The sequence below is a fragment of the Chryseobacterium sp. T16E-39 genome (assembly GCF_002216065.1).
Classification (GTDB): Bacteria; Bacteroidota; Bacteroidia; order Flavobacteriales; family Weeksellaceae; genus Chryseobacterium.
Window position 1 is genome coordinate 1129628 of record NZ_CP022282.1, and the last position, 13609, is coordinate 1143236.

The 13609-nt window shown below is 34.0% G+C and carries 14 protein-coding genes; 1 reads left to right on the top strand and 13 read right to left on the bottom strand.

Translation table 11 applies throughout. From position 1 onward, the window contains the following. Position 1: 1 nt before the first annotated feature. From udk to atpB, 10 genes are all read right to left on the bottom strand, one after another. Positions 2-616, bottom strand: coding sequence for a uridine kinase (gene udk, locus CEY12_RS04960; RefSeq protein WP_089026637.1), 615 nt, complete (start codon positions 614-616; stop codon positions 2-4). A gap of 136 nt (positions 617-752) precedes the next feature. Further along, a complete protein-coding gene (locus CEY12_RS04965; protein ID WP_089026638.1) occupies positions 753-2594 on the bottom strand; it encodes a T9SS type A sorting domain-containing protein in 1842 nt (613 codons plus the stop codon). Between the two features lie 131 nt (positions 2595-2725). After that, positions 2726-3031: an ATP-dependent Clp protease adaptor ClpS gene (locus tag CEY12_RS04970; protein ID WP_089026639.1), complete on the bottom strand. Its 306-nt coding sequence runs from the start codon at positions 3029-3031 to the stop codon at positions 2726-2728. Between the two features lie 11 nt (positions 3032-3042). Further along, the gene (locus CEY12_RS04975) at positions 3043-4401 is read right to left on the bottom strand and encodes a hemolysin family protein (RefSeq protein WP_089026640.1); all 1359 of its coding nucleotides are present in this window, start codon (positions 4399-4401) and stop codon (positions 3043-3045) included. Positions 4402-4505: 104 nt separating this feature from the next. Continuing rightward, on the bottom strand, positions 4506-5369 hold the full coding sequence (atpG, locus tag CEY12_RS04980; protein ID WP_089026641.1) for an ATP synthase F1 subunit gamma: 864 nt from the start codon (positions 5367-5369) through the stop codon (positions 4506-4508). Between the two features lie 86 nt (positions 5370-5455). Then, entirely contained in the window at positions 5456-7033 is a 1578-nt protein-coding gene (gene atpA / locus CEY12_RS04985) for a F0F1 ATP synthase subunit alpha (protein WP_089026642.1), read from the bottom strand. 18 nt (positions 7034-7051) lie between these two features. Beyond that, positions 7052-7591, bottom strand: a complete 540-nt coding sequence (gene atpH / locus CEY12_RS04990) for an ATP synthase F1 subunit delta (protein ID WP_089026643.1) — start codon at positions 7589-7591, stop codon at positions 7052-7054. A gap of 2 nt (positions 7592-7593) precedes the next feature. After that, positions 7594-8088 carry a F0F1 ATP synthase subunit B gene (locus CEY12_RS04995; RefSeq protein ID WP_089026644.1) on the bottom strand — a complete coding sequence of 165 codons (495 nt, stop codon included), beginning with the start codon at positions 8086-8088 and terminating at the stop codon, positions 7594-7596. Between the two features lie 104 nt (positions 8089-8192). Beyond that, positions 8193-8411 carry an ATP synthase F0 subunit C gene (locus CEY12_RS05000; RefSeq protein ID WP_007844726.1) on the bottom strand — a complete coding sequence of 73 codons (219 nt, stop codon included), beginning with the start codon at positions 8409-8411 and terminating at the stop codon, positions 8193-8195. Positions 8412-8460: 49 nt separating this feature from the next. After that, entirely contained in the window at positions 8461-9588 is a 1128-nt protein-coding gene (gene atpB, locus CEY12_RS05005; protein ID WP_089026645.1) for a F0F1 ATP synthase subunit A, read from the bottom strand. A 460-nt stretch (positions 9589-10048) separates the two neighbouring features. Here atpB and ffh point away from each other — a divergent pair, with 460 nt between their 5' ends. Next, entirely contained in the window at positions 10049-11410 is a 1362-nt protein-coding gene (ffh, locus tag CEY12_RS05015; RefSeq protein ID WP_089026647.1) for a signal recognition particle protein, read from the top strand. Between the two features lie 51 nt (positions 11411-11461). Here ffh and CEY12_RS05020 read toward each other — a convergent pair whose 3' ends face one another. The 3 genes from CEY12_RS05020 to CEY12_RS05030 all read right to left on the bottom strand — a co-directional run bounded on the left by CEY12_RS05020 (position 11462) and on the right by CEY12_RS05030 (position 13572). Beyond that, the gene (locus CEY12_RS05020) at positions 11462-12118 is read right to left on the bottom strand and encodes a porin family protein (protein WP_089026648.1); all 657 of its coding nucleotides are present in this window, start codon (positions 12116-12118) and stop codon (positions 11462-11464) included. Between the two features lie 87 nt (positions 12119-12205). Continuing rightward, entirely contained in the window at positions 12206-12862 is a 657-nt protein-coding gene (locus CEY12_RS05025) for an outer membrane protein (RefSeq protein ID WP_089026649.1), read from the bottom strand. A gap of 212 nt (positions 12863-13074) precedes the next feature. Continuing rightward, positions 13075-13572, bottom strand: a complete 498-nt coding sequence (locus CEY12_RS05030) for a hypothetical protein (RefSeq protein WP_089026650.1) — start codon at positions 13570-13572, stop codon at positions 13075-13077. Positions 13573-13609: the final 37 nt, after the last annotated feature.

A 13609-nucleotide genomic window follows, 5' to 3' on the forward strand; every position in this document is an offset into this window, starting at 1 on the left:
TTTAGTGTTTTCTCAACGAGTTTTTTATCACAGTAGTTAAAAAATCAATCGCTACGGAATTTTGCCTCATATTGGGGATAATTAAATCCGCCTCATTTTTTGAAGGTTCAATAAATTCCTGATGCATTGGCTTTAAAGTGGTTTGATAGCGATGTAAAACTTCACTTAAATCTCTTCCCCTCTCTTGAGTGTCTCTTCTAATTCTTCTAATCAGTCTTTCATCAGAATCTGCATGAACAAAAACTTTTAAGTCAAATTCTTTCAGTAATTCTTTATTAGTAAGAACTAAAATCCCCTCAACTACCAATACATTTTTAGGTTCTACAGTAACATGATCTCCGGTTCTGGAATGGGTAACAAAGCTATAAATAGGCTGTTCTATCGGCTCATTATTCTTTAAAGCTTTTACATGCTTTATCATCAGTTCAAAATCTATAGACTTTGGGTGGTCATAATTTAAAGCCTCGCGTTCTGTCAAAGTTAAATTATGGTTATCATGATAATAATTATCCTGAGAAAGGATGTTCATTCCTTCGATATCAAGCTGTTGAAGTATCTTATCAACAACTGTAGTTTTGCCGGATCCTGTTCCTCCTGCAATTCCTATTACAAGCATTCTTTTTGGGTTTCTATATAGTTCGTACAAATATACTATTTTAGTTTTAGTTGAGTGCAAGTAAAGTAACCGGCGTGAGTTTTCCCATAAAAAAACCGGCCTCTAAATGCCGGTTTTCTATATAGGTTTTAAATCTTTATTTTTTAATAAATTTAGTAGACAAATTCATTTCTTTTATATTCAGCATGTAATTTCCTGTTTGTAAAGCGGAAACATCAATTTTATTTTTGCCATTTCCAATCACCTTTTCTAAAACTTTTCGGCCTTCCATATTGTATATTTCTACTTTCTCTTCTTTATTCAATTTTAAAGAGACCGTAAGTATATCATTTACCGGATTTGGATAGATCGCAATTAATTCCTTTGGAGCAACATCATCGACACTCAACTGACAGCTATAAGCTGGTAAAGTATAACCTGCCGCTGTAAATTCCTGTGTCATGATTGCGATATCCCCACAATTGAATCCAAATTGTCCCAACATATCAATAGCAGCCTGTCTGACAGCAATAGCCGCTTGCTGTTGGTTAGTAGCAGCTCCTGTTGCCGCTAAACCTTCAAGAAAAGCCCTATCTGTTTTTGCTCTTCCAATTTGGTCATAAATTCTCATAAGAGCAGATGCCCAGATCTGTCCTCTTGTATGAATAGCTCCTGTTCCAGGGTATAAAACCGTATAGTTTGTAATTCTTCCTGCCCAACATGTATTATGCCCATCCCAGCTAAACATCCAGTTATATTGCGGTGCTGATGATGGCCATTGGTTAAGGCTTCTGCTGTATGATTGAGCCCAATAATCTCCACAACCTTCACTTAACCCCTGAACCTGAGATAAGTTCCCATTCGTAATCCAATCATGTACTCCATGTCCTAATTCATGTAAAATAACATCAGCATCTTCTGCATCATCTACACATCCCTCACCAAAAACCAGTCTGCCATTTGAATAATAAGAATTATCATCTCCATCTACTCCATGTGGATCGTACCATAATATTCCATCATTAGTTAATGGCTTACATACGATATTTAATGTTTCATTGATATATCTTAAACTATTATCGATATGCCAATATGCATTTACAGCTTCAAATCCTTGATCATTTCTATTAAAAAGAAACTGATTCGTTGCCTGTGTAAACAATCCAGTAGAAGGAGTTTCTAATTCTTTAATTTCAGCATAAGACCCTTTTAGCTTATACATTCCGCCTGCAAAGTCTAATTCAGGAATTGTCACCAAAGTTCTTGCTGCATCCAAACTTGCGTTGGTAGCATCATTATTATCTACATATTGCCCTCCATAAGCAACCTGCATTTTAGAAAGCGGATCCGGATTGAAAATATAACCAGAGCCTGAAACAAAAACTTTTTTATTATTTACTTCTTTTTTTGCATTTTTTTTTCCGGGTTTTGGCTCCTCATTTTTATCATGATGATATAATGCAATGTCCTCAACACTGATCACATTTCCATTTTCAGCATCTACAATTGTTTGCCAACTTCCTGGATTATCATGAGAACTCGTAAGTACTCTGTACACTAGTTTGGTATCACCTGTCGGTGTGGAATAAACAAATAATTTATTTTCCTCTAAAGTGATTTTACCTTTTGTTTTTGATGCAATGTGTGCTTTTTGAAGCGCATCGGAGGCATTAATAGAAGGAACTGTATTGATATCTTTAATATCTTTTTTTAAGTTCTCAGTAGAAGTATAAGTGATTTTCCCTTCTTTATTGAAATGAATTATTATTTCGGATTGGAATACCGGAACATCTTTAACGAATTGCTGAAAACGTAATGTTTCACCAGAATTTCCTTTTCTCACAAAACTTAGCATCATTTGATCACTCTTAATTCCTAAATTTCTTGAGTTTTCATTAATCCATTTTTGTGCTGGTACTTTTAAAGAAGATTCCTGCGCCATAAAGGTTGAACAGGAAAGTAAGCAACCAAGCACTAAAGAGTTAATTTTTAATTTCATATTATATTTTTTAGTTGTGCAACTAAAATAATAAATAAATTAACGCAAAACTTATTTTTTTAACATATATTAAAAAAATGTTAAAAAATATTTAAATTATATAAAAACCCCAGCATGATGCCAGGGTTTCTTTATACTATTTCGCTTGTTAATTCCCTTGAAATTAATTTTTCATGCATTGGCTTCAGTACTTCCAGTGAACCTGTTTTTACAGTACATTTGCCTTTATAGTGAATCAGAATTGTACATTGCTCTGCCTGTTCTAAAGTATGTTTACAAATCTCCATTAAACTATCAATAACATAATCAAAGGTATGTATATCGTCATTGTGTACAATCAGTTTATAAACATCATCCGTTTCATCCAATACAAGGACTTCTTCTTCGTATTGACGTTTTGGATTTTCATAATCTTTTATGCCGTTATAAAAATTCATTTTTGAATTATTTAAACTTCTCCTAATTTATCCGCTAAATCACTAATTACATTCGGTCCCTGATAAACCAACTCAACAAGTTCAACACTCTTATTATTCATTTTTAAAATTTTAAAATGATAATTTTCAAGGTCAAACTCCTGGTTCTCTACAGGAATATCCTCTAAGGCATGAAGAATAAAACCTGCCAACGTATTGTATTCGCTTTCTTCCGAAGGAGCAAGTCTTTTTGGTAAAAATTCATTGATTTCCTCTAAAGGTTGAGTAGCTTGTACCCAATAGATATTATCTCCGATTTTATCTACTATTTTGTCTTCATCATCTTCCTCATCCTGGATCTCTCCTACCAATTCTTCAAGGATATCTTCTAATGTAATAATACCTTCAGTACCGCCAAACTCATCAATAACAATTGCCAAATGCTGTTTCTTTTGCTGGAAAATCTTCAAAAGATCCGATATTTTTTTACTTCCGACAACGAAAAATGCATCACGCATTAAGGTTTTCAGATCATCATGATTTAATTCTCCTTTTCGTTTAACAAATTCTCTGATGATTTCTTTTGTATAAAGGATGCCTATAACATTATCAATAGAATTGATATATACTGGAATTCTGGAGTAACCACTATCCATTATCTTGTTGATAATATCACTTATATCTTCTTCAAAATCTATTGATGTAATATTTTGTCTGGGAACCATGATTTGTTTTGCAGAATGATCTGTAAAATCAAATGCATTTTTAATAATCTCATAGTTCTCTTCTTCGATCTCACCACTATCAGCACTCTGCTTTACCAACAGCTGAAGCTCTTCCGTCGAGTGGATTTCCTGCTCTGAAGCAGGGTGAATTTTCATCAGTCTTAAAACTCCATTAGACATAGAATTCATTAACCAGATAAAAGGTTTAAAAATGGTATAGAAAATTCTCAAAGGAACTGCAGTCGCCATCGTAGTTGCCTCAGATTTCCGAATCGCAATTGATTTCGGAATAAGCTCTCCAAATACAATATGCATAATCGTAATGAGTACAAAACTGATTATTAAAGATATTGAAGTCACTGAGGCAGCGCTTAATTCAAAATTAATCGAAATAAAAGCATTTTCAATAATATGATGCAGCGCGCTTTCTCCTACCCAACCAAGGGCAAGGGAAGCTAATGTAATTCCTAATTGTGTTGCAGATAAATACTCATCAAGATGTTTTATGATGTGCTCTGCTTGTTTAGCCATAGAATCACCTTCTGCGGCTTTTATTTGAATTTGCGAGTAACGAACTTTAACAATTGAAAATTCAGCGGCTACAAAAAAGCCATTAAGTAATACAAGAAACAAGGCTAACAAAAGCCTGACTATGTCCGAGTCCATTTAGAAATTTATATAAAATTTATTTTTACAAAGATATATAAAATAAAAATAATAAAAAAAGCATCGATATACTCGATGCTTTACTATTTTATTGAATATTTTTCTTACGAATTTTTCAAAGCTTCTGCTCCTGAAACAATTTCAAGGATTTCGTTCGTAATAGCAGCTTGTCTAGCCTTGTTGTAGAAAATTACTAAATCATTCTTCAGGGCCTGAGCATTATCGGTTGCTTTGTGCATTGCCGTCATTCTCGCTCCGTGTTCAGACGCTACTGAATCCAAAACAGCTTTAAAAACCTGAGTTTTAATAGATTTTGGAATAAGATTATCCAAAATTTCATTCTTGTTAGGTTCAAAAATATAATCTGTTTCTACTTGAGGTTCTGTAGTTTCAGGCATCAAGATGGGAAGAAGCTGCTCTTTAGTTACTTCTTGAGTAGCTGCATTGATGAATTTATTATAAATCAGATAAATCTCATCAAATTTTCCTTCTTTGAAGCTATCCATTACTCCTTCTGTAAGGTTAGAAACAGCATCAAAGTTTAGATTATCAAAAACGGCACTTTCATTAGCATATACAGTACGGCTTCTTCTTACAGCATCATATGCTTTTTTACCAATTGTAAGAATTTCAATCTCATATTGAGAATTATTCTGAAACTGATTGTTAAGCTCTTTTACAATAGATGAGTTAAAAGCACCAGCTAAACCTCTGTTTGAAGTAACAGCGATAAAAAGAACTCTCTTAACCTCTCTTTTTTGAGCATAAATAGAAACCTGATCAGGATCCGAACTAGAATTTACATTCTGAATGATTTCTTGTAGTTTTTCAGAATAAGGTCTTAACATCACGATTGCATCCTGTGCTTTTTTTAGTTTCGCTGCAGAAACCATTTTCATAGCACGTGTAATTTGCATCGTAGATGAAATTGAACTGATTCTTCCTCGTATTTCTTTTAAGTTTGCCATATTGGGTTAGTTGTTGGTTGTCGGTTGTTGGTTGCTAGTTTGAGAAATTTCTGTCAACTATCAACCAAAAACCATCAACTAATTTTTTAATTATATTTAGAAGCTAAATCGTTAGCAGCTTGCTTAAGAACGTCTGTAATTTCGTTATCGATTTTTCCAGATTTAATTGCAGCCATAGTTTCAGGATGCTTAGATCTTAGGAAAGCAATGTATTCCGTTTGGAATTCTTTTACTTTTCTGATTGGAACATTTCTTAATAAGTTTTCAGTACCTGCATAGATCATTGCCACCTGGCTGTCTACTGGAAGTGGAGAGTTAACCGGTTGCTTAAGAAGTTCTACGTTTCTTTCTCCTTTAGAGATTACTGCTAAAGTAGATGCATCAAGGTCAGAACCGAATTTAGCAAACGCTTCCAATTCTTTATATTGAGCCTGGTCAAGTTTTAACGTACCAGAAACTTTCTTCATAGATTTGATCTGAGCATTACCTCCTACTCTCGATACGGAGATACCTACGTTAATTGCAGGACGAACTCCAGAGTTAAATAGATCAGACTCCAAGAAGATCTGTCCATCTGTAATTGAAATTACGTTAGTAGGAATATATGCAGAAACGTCACCAGCCTGAGTTTCAATAATTGGAAGTGCAGTTAATGAACCACCACCTTTTACAAGAGGTCTAAGAGACTCAGGTAAGTCATTCATTTGGCTAGCAATCGTATCGTCAGCAATTACTTTTGCTGCTCTTTCCAATAATCTTGAGTGAAGATAGAAAACGTCTCCAGGATAAGCCTCACGACCTGGTGGTCTTCTCAATAGAAGAGAAAGCTCACGGTAAGCAACAGCTTGTTTAGATAAATCATCATAAATGATAAGCGCTGGTCTACCAGTGTCTCTGAAGAACTCTCCAATAGAAGCACCAGCCATAGCAGAATATACCTGCATTGGAACCGGATCTGATGCATTAGCAGCAACAATTACAGTATAAGCCAAAGCTCCTTTATCAGAAAGAGTTTTAACGATTTGAGCTACTGTAGAAGCTTTTTGCCCGATTGCAACATATATACAATATACAGGTTTCCCTGCATCAAAAAATTCTTTTTGGTTGATGATTGTATCAATAGCAACAGTCGTTTTACCTGTTTGTCTGTCACCAATGATAAGCTCTCTTTGTCCTCTTCCTACAGGGATCATAGAGTCGATTGCAACGATACCTGTCTGTAAAGGTTCAGTTACCGGTTGTCTAAAGATAACTCCAGGAGCTTTTCTTTCCAATGGCATTTCGTATAAATCCCCAGTAATAGGACCTTTACCATCGATAGGGTTACCAAGAGTATCTACAACTCTTCCTAACATTCCTTCTCCTACTTTAATAGAAGAAATTCTATTTGTTCTTCTTACTGTATCTCCTTCTCTAACTAATTTACTTTCTCCCAAAAGAGCAACACCAACGTTGTCTTCTTCAAGGTTAAGTACAATACCTTCTACATCACTAGAAAATTTAACCAACTCTCCGTATTGTACGTTTTCTAACCCGTATACACGAGCAATACCATCACCGATGGTTAAAACTGTACCTACTTCCTCAACGTTTGATTGAGTGTCGAAGTTGGCCAATTGCTGTTTTAAGATCGCAGATACTTCTGCCGGATTTATTTCTGCCATTGTATGGTTGTTTTTGTCTTAATTTAATTGAAAATCTTTTTTAACCTGATTTAGTTTACTTTTCACAGATGCATCGACCTGCTGGTCTCCCACTCTTAAAATGTAACCTCCTAAAATTTTAGGATCTACATTTACTTTCAAATCGAAATTTGAAGTATTCTTTACCAAGTTAGTAGATTTCAAAATTTGATCTATGTTTTCTTTTGAAAGTTCAGTTGCAGTAGTAAGAGTGATTCTTTGTACTCCATTGATATCTTCCACTTTATTGATAAATTCCTGAGCTATATTCTTCAATTGGCTTTCACGTCCCTGCTTAATAACCAATGTTATTAAATTTTGAGAAGAAAGTGATAAACCTTTAAAAATCTCTTTTGCTACTTCTGTTTTCTTTTTAGCATCAATGTAAGGAGTAAGGAAGAATTTGTTCAAATCCGCAGATTCAGACATCAACTTCACTACATCTTTCATTTCAGAAAACACAGTAGCTGTTTGCCCGGATTCATTTGTAAAATCCAGTAAACCTTGTGCATATCTTTTAGCTACTTTAGATGTAAGCATTCTTAGTTAAGATTAGATTTATTTAAATAATTTTGAACCAACTCGTTCTGAGCTTCGTTGTTCTCTAATTTCTGCTTTAAAATAGATTCAGCGATGTTTACAGATAAAGCACCAATTTGAGTTTTGATGTCTGCCATAGCAGCATTTTTCTCAGTTTCGATAGTTTGTTTAGCTGCTTCGATTAATTTATCTCCTTCAGATTTAGCAACATCTTTAGCCTCTCCTACAATTCTATCTTTAATTTCTCTTGCTTCTTTCAGGATAGCATCTCTTTCAATTTTAGCTTCACGAATAATTCTTTCGTTGTCAGCTTTAAGATCTTCCATTTCTTTTTTAGCCAATTTAGCTTGATTTAATGCATCAACAATAGAAGTTTCTCTGTCATTTACTGCATTAACAATTGGTTTCCAAGCGAATTTTGCTAAAAGAAACAACAGGATAACAAAAGTAAGCGTCATCCAAAACAAAAGTCCAATTCCAGGTTCAATAATTCCCATATCTGTAAATTCTTTTTTTAATGTGATAATTTTATGGATATCTTTTTAAAATTCTTAGCAGCAGCCAACCGCTTCACTGCTAAGAATATTTTCTTTGAGGATAATTACTTGATGAAAGCACCAAAGATGATCGCGATAAGACCAGCACCTTCAATAAGACCAGCAGCAATAAGCATTGCTCCTTGAATCTTACCAGCTTGTTCTGGCTGTCTAGCGATAGCATCCATTGCATGACCACCGATTTTACCGATACCAAGACCTACTCCTAGTACTGCTAAACCGATTCCTACGTAAATTAATCCTGCTCCAGTTGATAAATCCATAATAAATAAATTATATTAGTTAAAAATTATTTTAAAATTAAAAGCTCTTTTAGTGAGCGTGTTCTTCATGTCCGTGCTCATGCTCATGTTCCGCAACAGCGATACCAATAAACAATGCTGATAATACAGTAAAGATATAAGCTTGTAACGCAGCTACTAATAGTTCCAATACAGAAACAAATAATGCTAATGGTACAGATGCAAATCCTAAAAACGGAGATTTGAAGATAAAGATCAAAGATATAATTGCTAAGATCATAATGTGACCCGCTGTAATGTTAGCAAAAAGACGCATCATTAAAGCGAAAGGCTTTGTAAAGATCCCGATGATCTCAATTGGAACCATAATCGGATACAACAACAGAGGCACTGGTGGCATAAATATATGCTTCCAATAATCTTTATTAGCACTGAATAAAGTAATCAATAAAGTGATAACAGCTAAAACTGCAGTAATTGCAATGTTACCCGTAAGGTTTGATCCTCCAGGAAAGAAAGGAACTAATCCAAAAAGGTTATTAAACCAGATAAAGAAAAATGCAGTTAATAAATAAGGCATATATCTTTTATATTTTACTGATCCAATATTTGGGATTGCCACTTCATCTCTGATAAAAACGATTACCGGCTCCATTAATTTCCCAAAACCTTTTGGAAGTTGAGATTTTTTATAATTTCTTGCCATGCTAATAAATACAATCAACATAAAAATCACTGACAAGAACATTGATGCTGCATTCTTAGTAATAGATAGATCGAAATAAACATCACTTGATTTTTGTTTCCCACCAATCAAAGCGAATAATGTTGCTTTTTCAATTCCTTTAGTAGAAACAACTTGTCCTTCTTCTAAAGTATATCCATCATGTTCATGACCATGAGCAATATTGCTAGAAAGGAAAGTATGCCATCCTTCATTATCTTTAATAATTACCGGTAATGGAACTGAAACATGATGCTCTTCCCCATTATCATCTTTGGTAGTCCATAAATGCCATTCGTTAGAATCACCAATGTGTTCCATGATCATTTTGGTAGCATTAAAGCCCTTCTCTGCTTCTGTATGCTCTACTTTTTCAGCTGCCTTCTCACCTTCAGATTCGTGCTGTGCATTAGCTAAACCACTAATAAACACAAATAAAAATGCGAAAAATAATGAAGAAATTTTTCTGTTCATATCTCTTTTTTAATCGTGTGCAAATATATCGATTTTATTAAACTTTACCAATATTAAAAATTGATTTTTATCATCAAAAAAGTCAAGATTTGTTAATCAGTTTTATTATAGATAAATATATAAGGAATGAAGCGATGATAAAGCAGATGACAATAAACAAAAAATCAGTCTTCGTTTTATCAATGATCAGTAACGAAACAATAAGCCATACAACATCTTTAGAAAGATTAACCACAAGAAATTTCATTCCGGCATCTGGCTTTCCATATAAATATCTTTTAAACAGTATATAGACAATACTATTAAGGACTATTATTAAAAATACAATAATGAGACTATTCCAAATATTCATTTTGCAAAAATAGAATTATAATTTATTAAGCAAAACAAATCTCCATAGTCTATATAATATATATTATTAAAATTTCCTTATTTTTGCAAACTATAATTTACAATTAATATGTTTAATAGTTTACAGGATAAATTAGATAAAGCACTTCATAATATTTCCGGACGTGGAAAAATTACAGAAATCAATGTCGCGGAAACCGTAAAAGAAATTCGTAGAGCATTGGTGGATGCCGATGTTAATTATAAAGTAGCAAAAGATCTTACTAAAAGAGTTCAGGATAAAGCTTTAGGACAAAACGTTCTTACCTCTCTTACTCCGGGACAACTAATGACCAAAATCGTTCATGACGAATTGGTAGATCTAATGGGAGGATCCCAGGAAGGAATCAATCTTTCCGGAAAACCGACAGTAATTCTAATTGCAGGTCTTCAGGGTTCTGGTAAAACTACATTCTCCGGAAAACTGGCCAATTTTTTAAATACTAAGAAAAATAAAAAACCTCTATTGGTTGCTTGTGATGTTTACCGTCCTGCAGCGATAGACCAGCTTAAAGTTTTGGGTAGCCAGATTGGAGTTCCTGTTTACACGGAAGAAGGTGCTACAAACCCATCCACAATTGCCGAAAATGCAATCAAATTTGCAAAATCAAATGGTCATGACGTCGTAATCGTGGATACAGCGGGACGTCTAGCGATTGACGAGCAGATGATGAACGAAATCAAATCAGTTCATTACTTTATCAAACCTCAGGAGACTTTATTTGTTGTAGACTCCATGACAGGTCAGGATGCTGTAAATACGGCAAAAGCATTTAATGAGGCTTTGAATTTTGATGGTGTCGTTCTAACTAAATTAGATGGTGATACAAGAGGGGGTGCTGCTTTAACAATCCGTTCTGTGGTTGAAAAGCCAATCAAATTTATTTCTACAGGAGAAAAAATGGAGGCTTTAGATCTTTTCTACCCGGAAAGGATGGCCGACAGAATCTTAGGAATGGGAGACGTTGTTTCCCTGGTAGAAAGAGCTCAGGAACAATTTGATGAAGAGGAAGCTAAGAAACTTCATAAGAAAATCGCTAAAAATGAGTTTGGTTTTGATGATTTCTTAAAGCAGATTAACCAAATCAAAAAGATGGGTAACATGAAAGACTTAATGGGAATGATTCCAGGGGTTGGAAAAGCCATCAAAGATGTAGAAATCAGTGATGACGCTTTCAAGCATATTGAAGCCATCATTTATTCTATGACACCAGACGAGAGAAGAAGACCATCTATAATCAATACTCAGAGAAAACAGAGAATTGCAAGAGGTGCAGGAAGAAAAATTGAAGATGTAAATCAATTGATGAAACAGTTCGATCAGATGGGTAAAATGATGAAGATGATGCAGGGTCCTCAAGGGAAGCAAATGATGCAGATGATGAGCAAAATGCCGAATATGCCGGGAATGGGTGGAATGTTTGGAAAATAACCCAATCAAGATAAATAAAAAACTCTCAGAAATTCTGAGAGTTTTTTTTGTTTATTTGAATTTGTATCCCAATCCGATCTGGAAGAAATTCATTTTCAGTTTTTCACCTTGTACAGGATCTTTGATCATATTCGTCAACCCAAAGCTATAACGTGCATCTATAAATAATCCTTTGTATACATCATAATCAGCACCAAAGAAAAGCCCAAAATCAGTGGATTTCAAATTATCATTGAATGCTCTTTCAAGATATTCTTCGCCCTGACTGATCGCCTGAGGATTTCCCATCGCCCCACTTACTTCAATTTTTGCTGTGGTATTGGTTTTAAAGCTCACATATGGACCAGCATAAATTCCTAATTCCGGAGTTGCATAATATCTTGCTGATACAGGAATTACAATTCTGTTAAAATTTAGTTTTTCCGTTACTGTAACACCACCGGGAAATGATACTTTAGCCTTCCCTCCTAAATTTGCATATTGAACTTCTCCCTGAACAGCAAATTTATTATTGAATTTATGTTCAACCAAAGCTCCTACGTAAAATCCAGATTTTGATTTTAGGTTTCCTTCTACTCCATCAAATTCAATATTATTTTCGTTAGAATCTAACTTCGATAAAGCATACCCTGCCTTTACCCCAAATTTAGTTTGCGCATTCATACTCGCAAAAAAAGCGACAGCTGATGCTAATAAGATTTTTTTCATGATTGTTTTATATAAAAAAGTTATTTAATGTAAAAAAAAAGCCCTAAAATAAATCTTAGGGCTCTTGTCTTATAAATGCTTTGTTAATTACTTAGCAAAAACATACTTAACTCCGAAAGTTACTGAAGATAAATTCAATCCGAAGTTATAATTGTTTGTAGCATCACCATCTTTCGGCTTATAATTGCTGTAACCAAACTCTCCGATTGTAGCTTCGATAGACCAGTTTTTGTTTAAGAAATAATCTAAACCTGGTTTCACAGTAACACCGATTTTAGTGTATTTAGCTTCAGTAGAAGTTGAGTTTGAAACTGTAGTAGTACCGTTAGTAGTTACTGAATTGTTTTCAGTTTCAGTTTTTCCAAATTGCATTGGCACTGCTAATTGTCCGAAAATATATAATTTATCACCTAAAGTCCAATATTTTCTTACGAAAGGAGCAACAACAAAAGCTGGTTTTTTAACGATACTCTCTGTTACATTTGTAGCACCTGGTAATGCCAAAGTAGTTGTTTGAGTAGTTTTTTCAGTCTGGTATCCAACTCCAACTCCAACTGCCAAGTTTGTTCCTACGAAATATCCAACTGTAGGTAATACGTTGAAGTTTTCTTTTTTGTAGTTACCATTGTCGCTTTCTTCTTGAGAATAACCAACAGATCCTGATAAATATGCAGTTCCTTTTGCAATCTGAGCATTAGATAAACCGAAAAGTGCAATAGCACTCGCTAATAATAATTTTTTCATTTTAAAAAATTTTAATACTTTCTTAGAGCAAATGTACAGTGGCCTAAGCGAATATTAAAATTTGTTAATGTGATTAATATCATCCTAAAATACTCGGTTTTTCGAAGAAAAAAATGCACTTATAATAAAGTGTTAATTTTTTCACAACTTTTTGAATAAAAAAACTCCAATTATTCAATCGGAGTTCTTAAAATCTAGTATTTTTAATAATTTTATCTTAGATAAAAATTGTACCCAATGTTTACAGCACCTACCGTTAAGGTTTCTCTATACCATCCAAAATCTCTTCTGTTACTTATACTTTGATATCCTATATACAGTTCTCCTTTAGACATTTGATATCCAAATTTAGGCTGTGCGTAAAAACCTCCATCTACACCGTCTTTTACAGAAATAGCATATCCAAGGTCCAATCCCACAAAAATAGGAGCACCTGAAAACTTATACTTTCCTGAAACAGCTACAGGAATAAATCCAAAATCATCAAAGTTATCTTTTCCAAAGAAATGAGAATATCCGGAAGCAACCCCTAAATCAAGACCTTTTGTAATATTCCACATATAAGCAGCATCTACACCTAAAGTAAATGATGAAACATCGCTGGCATCAGCAACAGGAATTCCAATGTGTCCACCTAGTTTAAAACCTTCTTGTGCACTTACTGCACTACCTAAAAGCGCAAATGCGCCCAATACTAATAGTTTTTTCATTTTTTAATAGTTTTGATTAATTCACAAAATTAACATT